This is a genomic window from Mesotoga sp. UBA5847 (assembly GCF_002432735.1).
In the GTDB taxonomy this organism is placed as follows: domain Bacteria; phylum Thermotogota; class Thermotogae; order Petrotogales; family Kosmotogaceae; genus Mesotoga.
On sequence record NZ_DJGL01000080.1, the window covers coordinates 1 to 14,867 of the forward strand.

The window sequence follows — 14,867 nt, forward strand, 5'->3', positions numbered from 1 at the left end:
AGAACGGTGAACCGATAACGGATAACCGTTTTCTTATTCAACTTGCATCTTGGAACTTGCAACTGAGCTTTTACAAGCGATTAGCGGATTCTAAGAACGAAGAACAGATCCTCGCTCTGGAACGAATAACGTTTTCCTCGGAGAACCGTTCGACGGCGAACGTAGTCTGTTTTGGCACACTTCGAACCTCGTTTTCTCCAAAAAAAAAGGCCCCGTTAAGGGACCTCATTCATCTATCAGGGACCTATTCGGTGAAATCTATTGTTCTCTTTACGCTCTTCTTGCTGTGAAACTCTAGTTGATCTTCTTCCTGGAAGTCATCAAAGCCGAGTGCCTTTATTCCGCACTCCTTTGGGGCATCTACCCTGCTCGCATCGTCTTTGTAATGCTTGAGCACTTCGATCGCTACGTCTGCGATTTCCTCGTTCTTTCTGTATACTCTCATCCTGCCTTTCTTAAGCACGTGTCCATCGTCCACCTGAACACCGGCTATAGTTCCAACTTTATTGATTCTGAACAACTGCTTTATGTGTCCATGGCCGATCACTTCATCGACTTCCTCGGGTTCTAGGAGACCCTCAAGGGCTTTCTTGAGGTCGTCTATCAAGTTAAAGATGATCTCATAAACTTTGATCTGTACGCCCTCAACTTCTGCCTGTTTTCTTGCCTGGGCATCGGGTTTAACTTTGAAGCCCATTATTACGGCATCGGAGGCAGATGCCAGCATTACGTCACTCGAGTTTACAGAGCCGATACCAGAATGGACGACCTCAATCCTGACGTCGTTATTCTCTAGCTTGGCCAAGGCCTGCTTCAGAGCCTCGACTGTACCGAAGGAATCGGCTTTCAGTATCACATTGAGATCCTTCTTCTCGTCAGTGCTGCCAGTCGTTGAGAGGAATTCTTCAAGCCTGATGTGGTGCCTGGTGGTAACGGATTTTTCTTTCTGAGCCTGATTCTTTGCGTATTCGGCAAGCGATCTTGAAGTATCAAGGCTTTCAACCGCGTACACAATGCTGTGGACATCGGGAACCTCGTCGAAGCCAATAATCTGCACAGGATCTGAAGGATAGGCTTCTTTGATTCGCTTCCCGTATTCGTTAATCAGTGCCTTCACTCTGCCTGAGGCAGAACCGGCAACAACGTAGTCGCCAGGTCTTAAAATCCCGTCTTTTACAATGAGAGTTGCCAGGGGACCTACGGCCTTGTCCAATCTTGAGTCAATAATGATTCCTCTTGCGTTTCCTTCGGGAATGCACTTCACATCTGCTACTTCGGCTACAAGAAGGATCATCTCAAGAACATCCTCAACGCCCTTGCCTGTTTTCGCAGATACAGGAACTGTTACAGTGTCCCCGCCCCAGTCTTCAGGAACGAGGCCCAGCTTCGAGGCGAGCTGTTGCTTAGTAAGGTCTATGTTTGCGTTTGGTTTGTCTATCTTGTTTATCGCGACAATTATGGGCACATTTGCTGTCTTCGCGTGGTTGTAAGCCTCTATAGTCTGCGGCATAACACCGTCGTCGGCCGCTACAACAAGAACTACGATATCCGTTGCCTGAGCTCCGCGCGCTCTCATTTCGGTGAATGCCTCGTGCCCGGGCGTATCAATGAACGTGATCTTCTTGTTTCTTATCTCGACCTGGTAAGCACCTATGGTCTGGGTAATGCCTCCGATTTCGTCTTCGGCGACCTTGGCCTTTCTAATTCTGTCGAGAAGCGTAGTCTTCCCATGGTCAACGTGCCCCATAACCGTGACGACCGGGGGCCTCTGAACCAGTCTTGAGCTTTCTTTGTAAGATTCCGCGTAAGAACTCGAGATGCTCTCAAAGGGATTCATCTCTTCTTCATGAACCAGCTCCACTTCCCATTCGTAATTCTTGGCAATTTTTACCGCGTCTTCAAGCGAGATAATCTGGCCGGGGCGAAGTATTATCCCGTTCATGAACTGATCCTTTATCACCTTGGAGATCTGAACGTTCATCTTCTTGGCGAGTATGTCGAGCTTGAATTCGTTGCTCTTCAGCTTGATCGTTCTTACTTTATGCTCAACCGGAATTTTTTTCTCGGTCGCCGGCTCCTCTTTCGAGACCAATTTCTTCTCAAGATTCTTTACTTCTTTCTCCTGAATCTTATTCTTTGCCTTTTCGACCTTCCTTAAGATCTCCTTCTTTTCTTCCTCATAGAGACCAACGATGATATTAACGGTCTCCTCGTCAAGAACGGACATATGGTTCTTGACGGTAACACCGAGCTCCTCAAGTTCATCCAACAGCTCTCTTGCCGTTATGTTAAGTCTCTTAGCAAGTTCGTACACTCTGGCTTTTGGCATAGCTCAGTCACCTCCCGCCTGTGTCATTATCTTTGAGATTTCCTCTGCGAGGCCATCATCGGCAACTGCCACTGCAGAGATGTTGTCTTTGCCGATGGCCTTTCCCAGAGCGATGCGGTCGTGTTCTTTGAGAAGAATACAGCTTGCCCCGTGGCTCTTGCATCTCTTAACCCAGTCTTCCTTTATCGAATCGCTGGTATCGCAAGCCAGAATGAGAAACTTTCTTCTTAACGGCTGCCTCAAATAACCCCTAAGTTGCTCTTTACCAAACACAACCTTGTTTGCTCTTCTGCCTATTCCTAGGAGAGATAGAACTCTCTTTTCATCCATATTATGCCCTCGATCAATGATATCTGAGGACGACTATTCTGGTTCCCACGTCGGCCTTTTCTTCAAGTCTTAGTTCGTCGAGTTGTTCGAAGGGATCGCCTGCAAGGAACTCTTCGACCTTTCCCAGCTCGAAAGTCAGGTCTTCTGTCTTAAAATGCATAGGAATTACACAGAACGGAGCGAGGTCTCTCGTCAGTTCTCGTGCCAATCCACCATCGATTGTGTAGACACCGCCAACAGGTACTAGGAGAACATCTGGATTCTTCAACGCCTCGATCATTTTCGAATCCAATCTGTGGCCGAGGTCTCCGCAATGAACGACCCTGAACCCATCCGGAGTTGTGACTTCAAAAACGATGTTCTTGCCGCGTTTCTTGCCCTGAACGTCATCGTGAAAAACCGAATGACCCGTTATTGCAAAGCCATATGCGTTTCTGCTGTCTGGCGTGTTGACTAGAACATATCCGGGTTGGAATCGATCATGCGCGTTATGATCATGGTGCTGATGGGATTCCAGAATAATGTCCGGCTTCACCGCGGGCATATCATAACCGACTCCCTCATCGAAGGGATCGATTAGAAGAGTCTTTCCATCGCACTCAAGCGAAAAACACGAATGTCCATGCCATCTCAAAACCATATTCATCACCCAGATATTTATTATATCATGGGTTCAGTAACATGTTTAGGGAAGATTCGCGCTCCTAGAAGGGTAACACGAGAAGCTCCAGACCTTCGAGATTCTTGAGAGACACAGTTTGCTTTCTGAAATCGATTATTCCGTATGAACCTCCCGTTTCATCCTTGGGTAGTGAGGGACTGCCGGGATTGAGGAAGATCAGGCCATCATTGCTCGAGAGTCGCGAGATGTGAGTGTGACCGGATATCACCAAACCGCGATCGTTGGGAAAGCAGTAGTTCTTGTGACCGTGCGTTACGAATAGTTCGAGATCGTTTATCAACAGAGAACGGGCGCTTGGAGCATCTTCCTGACCGACCAGCGATAGATCAATTTCGCTATCGCAGTTTCCCCTAACTCCAATGATTCTGTTGGACAATTTCCCTAGAAAATCGGCAAGCGCCATGGGATCGTAGCCTTCTGGCAGAGGGTTTCTCGGCCCGTGATAGAGATAGTCCCCGCAGTGAATAACGAGAGTGTTTTCGTCCACTTCAGTAAGTACTTTCTTCACTCTCGTCAACGAACCATGCGTGTCGGATATTACTATCGCTCTTTCAACCATCTGAAGTATAGGGCGGTACCTCCTTTGCAGAGAATCCGCACTTCTCTTTCTATTGTCTCGTTTGAAACACCAAGCGGGTTCCCGTACTCAAGAAATGCATCTCTCAAAGGGTATTTGAAGCCCTTTATACTGATCATGGTCGGCTGTCCTCCGAAGGGGAACAGAGACCAGGTCTCGCCTAGTTCTACTGAGGAGATAAGCTCTTTGGATACCATTCCGATCTCTACACTATCCTCCACTATTGTTGCTTTCAAGGAGTTCCGCGCACCGTAGATCGAAGCAAGAGTACCCATGAAGTGATCGAGGCGCAGACCTGTGGCGCCGAAGATCTCCACCTCCGCTATGCCCCGTTCTTCAAGGGCCTGAAGCGCGATCTGAGTATCTGTATCATCTTTTTCAGGCGGGTATATCAAGACAAGGGAACCTTCACTTCTGCACCAGGAAAGAGTGCTTTCGCTTACAGAATCCATGTCGCCCACAAGAAGGTGAGGATGAATTCCGAGGCGCTTCAACGTCTCGGCACCCGAATCTGCCGCTGCTACAAAAGGAGTCTCATGTAGCTTCCTCAAGTAGAATTCTGTTGAAGAAATGTACTGCCCACCGACAAACAACACAGCTTTTGTTATCATTTCGTTTTTCCTAATCCCAGCTGGTTTCTATATTTGTTTACAGTTCTTCTTGCAATGCAGATGTCCCTATTCTTCAGCTCAACCACAAGCTGTGAATCGGAAATTCCGGGGTCCTCTTTCACGATCTCCGCAATCACTTCCAGTGCTTGTTCCTTCTCTTGTACATTACCGAAAAAATACCTTATCGGGAAGGTTCCTACCGGTGTCTGGACAAACTTATCCTTCACGGCGCGACTAATTGTAGAGACCACAACCCCTATCTTGTCAGCAATCACATTCATCTTCAGGGGCCTGATCTTGTCGCTCGTTTTCAAGAGGAAGGGTGCGTTTCTCATCACTATTTCATTGCCTATTGTGATAAGGGTGGCCTTTCTCCTTTCGAGGGCAGTTATGTAGAACTTCGCCTCCTCAAGTTTCTCTTCTATGTATTTTCTAGCAATCTTCTCGCCGTACTGAAGAATCTCCTCGTATGATGGGTCTACATTCAGGACGAGTGAGTAGTCTCTAACGGTAACTATGAACTTCTCATCCAGAAATTCAATGTAAAGATCAGGCTCCACGTATCTGACAAATGCGCCGTCGCTGTATCCCGAAGACGGGAAGAGACCGGGACCTATGAGAGCTTCGAGTTCTTTCAGACTGGAAGCGAAGACGCCGTCAAAGCCTGAATCCCTCATTATCAAAATTACTGCTGAAAGTTCTTCTATAGAGCAATTGTTCAGGTCGGCAATCTCTTTCAGTTCTGCTGTTAGCATGCCGAGGTCGTCCATATTGTCGAGCAATACTTCGAAGAGACAGAACTGGTCATCGTCCAGGATATAGAAGCCGAAATCTCTCAGAATCTCTTTGAAGGTCGGTTGCTGGGTCTCGATTCTGTCAAAGTCCCAACCGTCTCGATCGGTGCTCTCGGATTTCATATATATTGAGTTGCTTGCAGGAAGCGAGTAAAAGTCGCCTCCATCCGTATTCTCTTCATCCTCAGGTTCTTTTTCGGAATCACCTATGTCTTCAATAAGCTCGTAATCCTCTCTTTTCATTTCCAGAAGAGGATTTGCTTGCACGATCTCTTCAAGCTCAGCAGAGATTTCCAGTGAATTGAGCTGAAGGAGTTTGAGAGCCTGCTGAGCCTTGAGCGAAAGGCCAAGCTTCTGCTCCAAACGTTGCGATATGTTATGGCCGAGTTCCATGAAGCCTTCTCTCCATCTTTCTCAAATGCTCAAATACGAGCGAGTAAGATTCAGAGATCTTTGATGCCGAGTTGCACGGTTCGCAGAGATCTGACAGTTCGGCCGCTCTTCCCATCAAGTACATACCGAGAACGCCGGAGCGTTCCAGATCGCCTGTCTGCGCAGCAAATCCAGCGATAGTTCCTGCCAGCAAATCACCGCTCCCGGCTTTTGCGAGAGCCGTGCTCCCGGCCGTGTTGATAATTATCCTTCCATTCTCATTGCAAAAGACAGATGAAGCTCCCTTAAGGATGGCGTTCATACTTAGGCGTGAACAGAACTCAATGAAGGAAGCAAGATCTGTTCTTCCTTCATTCAAGCGAGCAAACTCTCCGATATGAGGAGTAATGAGTACATTTCGAGATCGACCCAAGATCGAGAGATCATTCACGAGTGCAAACAGCGCATCAGCATCCACAACAAATTTCTTCTCCGGGAAGGATTTCAGGAACTTCAATACGAACTCGATGCTCCCTTCACTTCTTCCAATGCCGGGACCGAGCACGATACTGTCAATCTTATCGATAGCTTCTGAAAGGTAATCGACATCTCTTGGGACGAGAGTATCTCCGCTGCTTATCATGGCAATCGCCTCAGGCAAGTTGTTTCGGATAACGTTTGCAGAGCCTTTAGGAGTGTACGTGTATACAAGCCCGCAACCCGACCGGAAGGCTCCTATGGCTGCCAAGAATGGCGCCCCTGTGTAGACTTCGCTTCCTCCAATAACAAGAACAGAGCCGTAGCTTCCCTTGTAGCTGTTGCGAGCTCTCTCCGGAAGAAGTTCTGAAGCCATCTCATCGTCTATAACTTCTGAATCGGCGAGAGAATCCATAATGCTTCTCTGGAAGCCGGCGCTGCTTACAACAACCTTACCGCAAAATTCGCGCCCCGGATAGAGAAAATGACCTGTTTTCGCTAGACCGAAGGTCACTGTCTTATCAGCTTTGAAACAGTTTCTGGACACGCTACCGTTGTAACCGGAGACTCCCGAAGGGATGTCAACAGCCAGTCTGTAAGCATCGAGACGATTAACGTACTCGAAGAGAGAAAGAATCTTCTCCTCAAGACTACCGTGAAAGCCCGTTCCAAAAATCGCATCGACCACCATATCGGATCCGGCAAGCAAGTCGCCAACGATCGACTCTTCTTCGAGCTTTACACCTTTGCCTCCAAGAGAGACGTATATTGTAGCGTTTGTCTTACAGTCATCTGTTGTAGGAGCATAGCACTGAACAACCGTCACGTCGATGCCTGCGGCATGCATTAGCCTGGCCGCTGCATAGCCGTCACCGCCGTTGTTGCCACCTCCACACAGAATCGCGGCTTTGCGGATATTGAGGTCTGCAATCTCCTCGTAAACGCTGCGGGCCGCCTCCTCCATCAGAAGCAGTGAAGGTACTCCCTTATCTATTATCCTTTGATCGATCTCCCTCATCTGAGCGGGAAATGCTACCTTCAAATCATCACCCCTCAATCAGATCTTATCATTTTTTTCGAATTCCTCGCATGTTATAATCTCGCGAAGAGGTGAGTAAGATGAAACTTTCTGCGATTGCAATTATGCTGTTTTGTCTACTGGCCGGAGCATTGTGCTTTGCTTCGGACGGCGCCTACGATGATCTTACTCTCTTCATCCAGCAGGTTGTGGATTCTGGTGACATAGATACGCTTTTGAAGGTGCATTTTCATCTGGTAGATACCGAGTCTCCCGATAATGGGTATACTGATCTCGAAATGAAGGTAAGGCTTATCATAGCGGGTGGCGAAGATCTCTATATAGAGTTTTTCGAGCCGGAAGAGTTGAGCCAGATAGCTCTTGTATATCTTTCAAGGGAAGAAGTGACTTTTAGTGTCGTCAGGGAAGAGGCTTGGAAGCAATACAGATCAAGTTATCAGACTAATCTGATGAGCAGCCTTCTCGACCAGTTCTTCGAAGGTCTTCTCCAGTCTTCCAACTTCACCTGGAGTGTTATAACGGAAGAAGAAAGACGAGTTTACATGATCGATCCGTCCGAACAGAGATTAAGGTTGCTCGGACTTCTCAGCGGAGGGGGCTATCTCCCTAATCTCATGCATATTCACGTCTCCTTTTTGAGGAGAGAGGGTTACTTCCCGAAGATTGAGTATGTGAAGATAACCGATAGAGTCGGTGACGAGTATCTTCTCTTGGAGGTTGACGAATTCAAGACCGCGGTGGACAGATCTATCTTCACCGATCTTAGAGGCAAGTATTACGAGACTTTTCAGAAGTAATCGCTCTTGATCCGTGTCAGTATTCTCGGTATGTCGATATCGAGATCTCTGTCGTAGGGTCTTGTCGTCACGGTAAAGTCCCTGAGTCTTACGTGAAGGCTCTTTGTAACTCTTATTTCGCCCCTGATAAGCAGATAGCAGCCTCTGTAGATTTCCGCGAATGCCCTTTTCGATTCTCTTTCATCGAAATGAATGTCAAGGATTTCTTCGGTTTCTCCCCCACTCCTGTATACGCATATCCTCACCTTGAAGAATCCGCCCCGCACAGTCGATTCCGGGTCCGTAGTGGCTTGTCCGTATATTGTTATCTCGTTGAATGAAAGGGACAGATCAATTCACCTCAGCTAGCCGCCAGGAGTTTCAATGGGCGGAATATGTTATCATCTTCTTGTTGAAAAACGGAGGTAGCCATGAGTAAAAAACCACGAGTAGCATTGATAGCTCACGACAAGAAGAAGATCGACCTAATAATGTTTGTCAGGGAACACCTGGATGTATTCAAGAAGTGTAACATTTTTGCAACGAGTACGACGGGCAACATCCTCAGGGAGAAGGTCAAATTGGAGCTCACTTCATTCAAGTCCGGCCCGCTGGGTGGTGACCTCCAGATAGGCGCTCTCATCGCCAATGACGAGATAGACTTCGTCATCTTTTTAAGAGACCCGCTTACCGCACAACCCCATGAGCCGGATGTGAGCGCCCTTCTAAGAGTGTGTGATGTTCATAACAAACCGTTAGCAACTAACCTCGCGACGGCAGAAGCCCTGGTAATGGAGATCAGAAGGTTTCTCAAGCTTTCTGATATCGGGGAGGAATAGTATATTTCCCGGAAATATCGAGTATTCTCCGAATTTCCTCTCTATTTCCAGCACGGTTTCGAGCAGTTCTCTTTCCTTTTCAAATAGGGATAACTGTCTTTGATTTTTCTTTTCACTAAGGGCCCAACAGGATATTCCGATAGCTCTGACGGCCGTTCCGTTCCAGATTGAACTAATAAGCCACGGGGTGATCTCCGTCATGTCTTTGATCGAGGATATCGTGAAGTTCAGCCTCTTTGAAAGAGCCTTTGAACTCCTGTCAGCATATCTTAGGAACAGGCTGACCCCTGAGCTTTCCATCTTGTATCTTCCAAGTCTGTAGATTACCCTTGCCGACAGAAAGTTTGTTACTCTCACGATAAGATCGAAATCATTAATATCACCCGATAGCGTCATAGAATGACCCACGGACTTCGGTCTCTCTTCTTTGAAAAACTCCTTCCTTGAAAACCGGTTTTTAGTAAGGCTTTGCAGAAATCCCATGAAGGCATTTCCAAACATCGTGTACAGATCCATGGGAGACTTTTCCAACCCTTCCAAAAGCTCACCTGTCATTTTGTATCCCATGGATTCGAGCTTTATCAACGTGTGCTTTCCGATTCCCGGAACGTCCTTTACGGGTATCTCATTCAGGAACTCTCTTTCCATGCCGTCTTTGACCACTACGAATCCGTTTGGCTTGGAGTAATCACTGGCGATTTTAGATATGATCGGATTTACCGAGATTCCAACCGAGGCGGTTATTCCGAATCTCTCCTTCAAATCTCTCTTAAAGGAAATGAATCTGTTAATCGACTCCTCCAGTTTAGTGTGAAAGCTGAGATCTATGTAAGCCTCGTCTACGCTCGCAACCATAACTCTGGGTGATACAGAGGTCATCATTTTCATTATCTCTTTCGATATATAACCGTACTTCTTTGACTGCACTCCTACGGCTATAAGATCGGGACAGAGCTTCAGGGCTTCGAAAAAGGCCATACCCGATCTCACACCCTGTCTCTTTGCCTCGTAACTCGCCGAAGTCACAACGGAATGCCGCTTTCCAATCCCTGTTACGGCGATCGGTTTACCTTTAAGAGTCGGATTTGCCGCCTGCTCAATGCTTGCGAAAAACGCGTCCATATCTATGTGCGATACGTAAGGAATTCCTTTCAAAGCAATCACCCTCCAAGAAGATAGCTGTACCATTTCTTCGCATCTTCGTCAAATTCAAGATTGTAAGCTCCAAGTGTGGTCATTACTGAGAAATGATAGATTTTCTGAGTCCCCACGGCCTCCACCCAGAAGGAGGTAACGGCATTTACAATTATTTTTATACCATCGTAACTGAACCTTACTGGTACAAAATAATCTCCGTGAAAGTATACAAGCACCTTCGTGAGCTTCTTATAGGCTTTCATAAATATCACCACTTAGATATTAGGTATAAATTATTATAACAGATGAATTTCTAGAAAGGCAAGTGTTTATTCGATTATTTTTCCTGAAGTTCTATCGGGGCTTTACAGCAGGAAGATAGACCTTTTTTCTCTCTGCGGTTGAAGGAGAGGGCAACTGTCTTCTTACAAACGGAACACACCCATCTGTGTACTGGAAGACCCTCGTACTCGGCTACGATATCGAAATCCAGCTCTTCAGCCAGTTTCTTGAATTCCGGTGAACCGTGTGAGAAATCCCTATCGTTTGTCATCAGGTAGAAGTGCGACAACTCGTGCAACAGGGTCTTTTTGAGAAGCTCTTCATTTTCCGAGATAGAAGAAGAAATCTCAATCCTTAGTGGAGTAAGCGTTCCCCGATTCCTCGAGTAAACTAGCCTCCCGAGAATTCTCTTCAATCTGGAGTTGAAGGAAAAGGGAATGTCTGGAAAGACCCCGAAAGCCTTCAAAGAGAGTTCTCTAGCCTTGGTTGCCAGATTCCTATTTGCTGAATCCACTCTGTCTCCTTTCAATCCCGTCGATTGTGGAGAAAATCAAGAGCTAAGCTGCGGAAGACGATGTTAAATAAAGACATAGGAGCGATGATCACCGCCCCTATGCAAGAACTATCATTATTTCGCCTGCGTCTATGTTATCTCCCTTTCTGACCCTCACTTCTTTGACAGTACCAGAGTTCTCTGAAAGTATGCTGTTCTCCATTTTCATTGCTTCGAGAATTACTACTTTCTGCCCTGGAGAGACAGAATCTCCTGTCGAAACGAGTACCTCGATGATCGTTCCCGACATCGGCGACAGTATATTGATTTCATCTCCCGATCCACTGGATTCTTTGACTGGCCCGACCGGTTTCGGAGCTTCCTCGACTCTCGCTTCCTGCCTGGGCCGAGTTGCAGATTCGACCTTTTGGCGTGTGTCGGGTTCCTGAATTGCTCCGCCCGAACCAGAATCGTTTACAGAAGAAAGCTCTTCAATCTCGACGTTATATTCTTTGCCGTTAACTTTCACTATGAATCTTCTCAATTCCTGCTCCTCCTCACTTTCCAGTAGACGGTTGGTTCACGGCGTTTCCAAAGCGAAGCTGCCGCAACGGGAACGGAGGCAACGCTTCTGACTTTGAAGTTGCTATGACCCATGAATGAAGTTACTGCTGCAGTTATTGCGGCGATGACTTCTCCTTCATCGCCGTCTTGTTTCTCCGGCCCTCCGGATATATTTGTAGGGACTGGTTTTGGAACGAGGGCCTTCACTACGCTGGTCTGTTCCTTCGATAGCAGACGACCAAGAATGTTGAAAATCACATAAAGCATTGCCAGCGCCAGGAATACGATTCCTATGCCTATTATGGTAATCTGAACATATTGCTCCATCAAACACACCTCATAGCGGTATATTACCGTGTTTCTTTGACGGTCTTCCTTCGACTTTTGTATCCAGCGTTTCCAAAGCTTTTATTATCTCGATTCTGGTGACGGCCGGATCAATTACTGATTCGATATAGCCTCTCCCGGCTGCCACAAAGGGATTTGCAAATTTCTCCTTGTACTCGGCAATCTTCTCCTGTCGAGTCTTTTCCGGCTGTTCTGAAGCGTTGATTTCTCTCTTGAAGATGATATTCGCTGCGCCCTCTGGCCCCATGACCGCAATTTCAGCTCCAGGCCAGGCGTAGACGATGTCGGCCCCAAGATGCTGACTTCCCATGGCTATGTAAGCTCCGCCATAGGCCTTCCTCAGGATCAATGTGATCTTGGGAACGGACGCCTCGCTGTAGGAGTAGAGTAGTTTCGCCCCGTGACGGATTATCCCGCCATGCTCCTGAGAGACTCCGGGGAGAAATCCCGGCGTGTCCACGAAGGTTATTATCGGAATGTTGAAGGCATCCAGGAATCTTATGAATCTGGCAGCTTTGTCGGAGGCGTTTATGTCTAAAGAGCCTGCAAAGACAGACGGTTGATTCGCCACTACTCCCACAGACCTGCCACCGATTCTCGCAAATCCAATTACCATGTTCTTAGCGTACTGCTCGTGCACTTCAAGGAACCGGCCTTCGTCTACAGCGAGTGAGATCACCCTTTTCACGTCATATGACTGCTTTGGGTTTTCGGGGACGATATCCCGGAGTTCTTCAATAGGGTTGCCAGGAATCGACTCAGTTTTTGACGGCTCTTCGGCGTTGTTCTGAGGAAGATAATCCAGCAACGTCTTGACTAGCAGCATCGCTTTCTCATCGTCTGAGGCCAGGAAGTGAGCGTTTCCGCTCTTGGTGTTGTGCACCAGAGCTCCTCCCAATTCCTCCATCGAAGTATCCTCGCCGGTTACTGCCTTGATCACCTGAGGACCTGTGATAAACATCTGGGAGCTCTTGTCCGTCATTACTATGAAGTCTGTTATCGCAGGTGAGTACACTGCTCCTCCTGCGCACGGTCCACAGACGACGGTTATCTGCGGAATGACCCCCGAAGAAAGAGTGTTTCTGTGGAAGATCCCTCCGTAACCGAATAGTGAATCAACACCTTCCTGAATTCTCGCTCCACCGGAGTCATTTATCCCAACGATTGGGATGCCGAGTTTCATGGCCATATCCTGAACCTTCATGATCTTCTTTGCATGCATCTCCCCCAGAGAGCCGCCCTGCACGGTGAAGTCTTGAGAGAAGATTGCGATCTTTCTCCCGTTTACCGTTCCGATTCCAGTAACAACTCCATCTGCTGGGAACTCCTTATCTGCGAGTCCGAAACTCGTTGCCCTGTGCCTTACAAATCGGTCGAATTCCTCGAAGCTACCTTCATCGCAGAGAATATCTATTCTCTCTCTTGCACTGAGCTTGCCCGCCTTATGCTGTTTTTCGATCTTTTCTTGACCGCCGCCAAGGATAATCTTATCGTTCTTCTCGAAAAACTCTTCAAGTCTACCGGCCATATCTATCACCCCCTCAGTGATGTCCCTCAACGAGTTCCATCAGAACTCCTCCTGTGCTCTTTGGGTGGAGGAAGACTATCTTTGTTCCACCGGCTCCCGACTCAGGCTCTCTTGAGAGAGGTTTGAGTTCCAGTGAAACAGCCTCTTCAATTGCGGCTTTAACATCGTCAACACGGAAGGCGATGTGGTGAATGCCTTCTCCTCTGCTTTCCAGGAACTTGGATATCTGACTATTCTCAGATAGCGGTTCCAGAAGTTCGATCCTTGTGTCGCCAACCTTTATGAAGGCAACCTTCAGCCCTCGCTCAGGAAGCTCTTCGATACCAGCGACTTCGAGTTTCAGAAGATCTCTGTAAACGGAAAGCCTCTCTTCGACCGATTTAACGACTATGCCAATGTGGTCTATCCTTTCGGATTTCAATCTGATTACCTCCCAATATTCTCAAGAAGATACCTTATTAGTTCTTCAAGTTTATCATTTTCGGCGTAGTGTTCCTTTATTATCTGGTACGCGCTGTTCAAGTTATTGTAAAGGTTACGCTTGTTTCGCCTTGCTGACAGTCTCCCGGAGTTCGCGAAGTCGGCCAGCACCTCCTCTATCTTTTTGAAGAGTTCCTTCAGGCCACTGCCCTTAATCGAGTCGGTTTTCAGAACTGGCAATCGCTTTCCAGAAAGTTCGAGAATAGCTTTTGTTCTGGAGGCAAGTTGTTCGGCTCCCTGGAGGTCGCTCTTGTTAATGACAAATATGTCGCCAATTTCCATAATACCGGCTTTCATGGTCTGAACGTCGTCCCCTAGGCCAGGAGCAAGAACCAGAAGGACTATGTCGGCAAGGTTTGCTATATCGGTTTCCGATTGGCCTGCTCCGACTGTTTCAACGTAGATCCGATCGTACCCGCTCCTGCCCAGAAATTCGACTGTGTTGTAAATAGAAGGACTAAGCCCACCGACATTTCCTCGACTGGCCATTGATCTCACAAAGATCCTTGGATCCTCGGTAGCCCGTCTCATTCTGATTCTGTCACCAAGAAAGGCACCACCGGTGAATGGGCTAGACGGATCGATGGCGATAACGGCAGTGGCCTTTTCCTCGGCACTAATGCACACAAGATGGTCGGTGAGAGAAGACTTGCCGGCCCCCGGACTTCCAGTTATGCCTATCACGCAGTAGTCGCGTTCGGGCAGCTCCCCAATCATCTCCCTCGCTGAATGTGTATTGTTTTCAATTAAGCTCAAAGATTTTGAGACACTTAGCTGGTCAATCTTAGCCGGTTCCATCGATTTCATTTCTTAACCGTTTCCTCTATCTTCTCGATTATCGATTTCAGAGAGGTCCCTGGCCCAAACACTTCAAGAATTCCCGCCCTTCTAAGCTCTTCGGCATCTTCCGATGGTATTATGCCTCCAACAAAGAGAGGTTTGTCCCCGATTCCGGCTCCTTTCATAAGCTCCAGCACCTTTCTGCAAATTCTCATATGGGCCCCGGAAAGTATAGACAGTCCAATTACGTCGACGTCTTCCTGCAAGGCAGCTTTTACTACGGATTCGGGAGACTGTCTAAGGCCTGTGTAGATGACTTCCATTCCCGCATCCCTGAGTGCCATGGCGACTACTTTTGCTCCCCTGTCATGTCCGTCAAGCCCCGGCTTTGCAACGAGTACCTTTATCTTGTTCATCATGTTCACCTCT

General features: G+C 47.5%; 19 protein-coding genes. 2 read left to right on the forward strand and 17 right to left on the reverse strand.

Translation table 11 applies throughout. The features are described from left to right. Positions 1-244: 244 nt before the first annotated feature. From infB to B3K91_RS09845, 7 genes are all read right to left on the reverse strand, one after another. On the reverse strand, positions 245-2,329 hold the full coding sequence (gene infB, locus B3K91_RS09810; protein WP_214059924.1) for a translation initiation factor IF-2: 2,085 nt from the start codon (positions 2,327-2,329) through the stop codon (positions 245-247). Between the two features lie 3 nt (positions 2,330-2,332). Then, entirely contained in the window at positions 2,333-2,659 is a 327-nt protein-coding gene (locus tag B3K91_RS09820; RefSeq protein WP_103134448.1) for a L7Ae/L30e/S12e/Gadd45 family ribosomal protein, read from the reverse strand. Between the two features lie 13 nt (positions 2,660-2,672). After that, positions 2,673-3,299 carry an MBL fold metallo-hydrolase gene (locus B3K91_RS09825; RefSeq protein WP_292594950.1) on the reverse strand — a complete coding sequence of 209 codons (627 nt, stop codon included), beginning with the start codon at positions 3,297-3,299 and terminating at the stop codon, positions 2,673-2,675. A gap of 64 nt (positions 3,300-3,363) precedes the next feature. Continuing rightward, on the reverse strand, positions 3,364-3,849 hold the full coding sequence (gene yfcE / locus B3K91_RS09830; RefSeq protein WP_292588766.1) for a phosphodiesterase: 486 nt from the start codon (positions 3,847-3,849) through the stop codon (positions 3,364-3,366). Between the two features lie 32 nt (positions 3,850-3,881). Then, on the reverse strand, positions 3,882-4,529 hold the full coding sequence (locus tag B3K91_RS09835; RefSeq protein WP_214078574.1) for a thiamine diphosphokinase: 648 nt from the start codon (positions 4,527-4,529) through the stop codon (positions 3,882-3,884). Continuing rightward, complete coding sequence (locus tag B3K91_RS09840) at positions 4,526-5,716, reverse strand: RNA polymerase subunit sigma-54 (RefSeq protein WP_214078575.1); 1,191 nt, start codon at positions 5,714-5,716, stop codon at positions 4,526-4,528. The genes B3K91_RS09835 and B3K91_RS09840 overlap by 4 nt, the downstream gene beginning before the upstream one ends. After that, positions 5,700-7,214: an NAD(P)H-hydrate dehydratase gene (locus B3K91_RS09845; RefSeq protein WP_214078576.1), complete on the reverse strand. Its 1,515-nt coding sequence runs from the start codon at positions 7,212-7,214 to the stop codon at positions 5,700-5,702. Before B3K91_RS09845 ends, B3K91_RS09840 begins: the two co-directional genes overlap by 17 nt. A gap of 77 nt (positions 7,215-7,291) precedes the next feature. Here B3K91_RS09845 and B3K91_RS09850 point away from each other — a divergent pair, with 77 nt between their 5' ends. Then, positions 7,292-8,008 (forward strand): hypothetical protein, encoded by a 717-nt coding sequence (locus tag B3K91_RS09850; RefSeq protein ID WP_214078577.1) that lies wholly within the window; start codon positions 7,292-7,294, stop codon positions 8,006-8,008. Here B3K91_RS09850 and B3K91_RS09855 read toward each other — a convergent pair. Continuing rightward, on the reverse strand, positions 7,999-8,253 hold the full coding sequence (locus B3K91_RS09855) for a hypothetical protein (protein WP_292591819.1): 255 nt from the start codon (positions 8,251-8,253) through the stop codon (positions 7,999-8,001). The genes B3K91_RS09850 and B3K91_RS09855 overlap by 10 nt on opposite strands. Before the next feature lie 165 nt (positions 8,254-8,418). Here B3K91_RS09855 and B3K91_RS09860 point away from each other — a divergent pair, with 165 nt between their 5' ends. Beyond that, entirely contained in the window at positions 8,419-8,826 is a 408-nt protein-coding gene (locus tag B3K91_RS09860) for a methylglyoxal synthase (protein WP_214060174.1), read from the forward strand. Here the strand turns inward: B3K91_RS09860 and B3K91_RS09865 are convergent. The 9 genes from B3K91_RS09865 to B3K91_RS09905 form a co-directional block, all read right to left on the reverse strand. Continuing rightward, on the reverse strand, positions 8,743-9,990 hold the full coding sequence (locus B3K91_RS09865; protein ID WP_292591828.1) for a DNA polymerase Y family protein: 1,248 nt from the start codon (positions 9,988-9,990) through the stop codon (positions 8,743-8,745). The genes B3K91_RS09860 and B3K91_RS09865 overlap by 84 nt on opposite strands. Next, positions 9,987-10,226 carry a hypothetical protein gene (locus B3K91_RS09870; protein ID WP_292591817.1) on the reverse strand — a complete coding sequence of 80 codons (240 nt, stop codon included), beginning with the start codon at positions 10,224-10,226 and terminating at the stop codon, positions 9,987-9,989. The genes B3K91_RS09865 and B3K91_RS09870 overlap by 4 nt, the downstream gene beginning before the upstream one ends. A 74-nt stretch (positions 10,227-10,300) precedes the next feature. After that, positions 10,301-10,759 carry a SprT-like domain-containing protein gene (locus B3K91_RS09875; RefSeq protein ID WP_099829196.1) on the reverse strand — a complete coding sequence of 153 codons (459 nt, stop codon included), beginning with the start codon at positions 10,757-10,759 and terminating at the stop codon, positions 10,301-10,303. 97 nt (positions 10,760-10,856) lie between these two features. Further along, a complete protein-coding gene (locus B3K91_RS09880) occupies positions 10,857-11,282 on the reverse strand; it encodes a biotin/lipoyl-containing protein (protein ID WP_214060172.1) in 426 nt (141 codons plus the stop codon). Continuing rightward, positions 11,279-11,629 (reverse strand): OadG family protein, encoded by a 351-nt coding sequence (locus B3K91_RS09885; RefSeq protein WP_214060171.1) that lies wholly within the window; start codon positions 11,627-11,629, stop codon positions 11,279-11,281. Before B3K91_RS09885 ends, B3K91_RS09880 begins: the two co-directional genes overlap by 4 nt. Before the next feature lie 10 nt (positions 11,630-11,639). After that, on the reverse strand, positions 11,640-13,178 hold the full coding sequence (locus B3K91_RS09890; RefSeq protein WP_214060170.1) for an acyl-CoA carboxylase subunit beta: 1,539 nt from the start codon (positions 13,176-13,178) through the stop codon (positions 11,640-11,642). Between the two features lie 13 nt (positions 13,179-13,191). Further along, entirely contained in the window at positions 13,192-13,599 is a 408-nt protein-coding gene (gene mce / locus B3K91_RS09895) for a methylmalonyl-CoA epimerase (protein ID WP_214078579.1), read from the reverse strand. Between the two features lie 5 nt (positions 13,600-13,604). Further along, positions 13,605-14,465, reverse strand: a complete 861-nt coding sequence (gene meaB / locus B3K91_RS09900) for a methylmalonyl Co-A mutase-associated GTPase MeaB (RefSeq protein WP_214059810.1) — start codon at positions 14,463-14,465, stop codon at positions 13,605-13,607. Continuing rightward, positions 14,462-14,857, reverse strand: a complete 396-nt coding sequence (locus B3K91_RS09905; RefSeq protein WP_099829190.1) for a cobalamin B12-binding domain-containing protein — start codon at positions 14,855-14,857, stop codon at positions 14,462-14,464. Before B3K91_RS09905 ends, meaB begins: the two co-directional genes overlap by 4 nt. Positions 14,858-14,867 lie beyond the last annotated feature (10 nt).

Coding starts and splice junctions, on each gene's coding strand:
- B3K91_RS09850 (WP_214078577.1), top strand. CDS start 7,292: ATGAAACTTTCTGCGATTGCAATTATGCTGTTTTGTCTACTGGCCGGA.
- B3K91_RS09905 (WP_099829190.1), bottom strand. CDS start 14,857: ATGATGAACAAGATAAAGGTACTCGTTGCAAAGCCGGGGCTTGACGGA.
- B3K91_RS09860 (WP_214060174.1), top strand. CDS start 8,419: ATGAGTAAAAAACCACGAGTAGCATTGATAGCTCACGACAAGAAGAAG.
- B3K91_RS09835 (WP_214078574.1), bottom strand. CDS start 4,529: ATGATAACAAAAGCTGTGTTGTTTGTCGGTGGGCAGTACATTTCTTCA.
- B3K91_RS09870 (WP_292591817.1), bottom strand. CDS start 10,226: ATGAAAGCCTATAAGAAGCTCACGAAGGTGCTTGTATACTTTCACGGA.
- B3K91_RS09890 (WP_214060170.1), bottom strand. CDS start 13,178: ATGGCCGGTAGACTTGAAGAGTTTTTCGAGAAGAACGATAAGATTATC.
- infB (WP_214059924.1), bottom strand. CDS start 2,329: ATGCCAAAAGCCAGAGTGTACGAACTTGCTAAGAGACTTAACATAACG.
- meaB (WP_214059810.1), bottom strand. CDS start 14,465: ATGAAATCGATGGAACCGGCTAAGATTGACCAGCTAAGTGTCTCAAAA.
- B3K91_RS09825 (WP_292594950.1), bottom strand. CDS start 3,299: ATGGTTTTGAGATGGCATGGACATTCGTGTTTTTCGCTTGAGTGCGAT.
- B3K91_RS09885 (WP_214060171.1), bottom strand. CDS start 11,629: ATGGAGCAATATGTTCAGATTACCATAATAGGCATAGGAATCGTATTC.
- B3K91_RS09840 (WP_214078575.1), bottom strand. CDS start 5,716: ATGGAACTCGGCCATAACATATCGCAACGTTTGGAGCAGAAGCTTGGC.
- B3K91_RS09820 (WP_103134448.1), bottom strand. CDS start 2,659: ATGGATGAAAAGAGAGTTCTATCTCTCCTAGGAATAGGCAGAAGAGCA.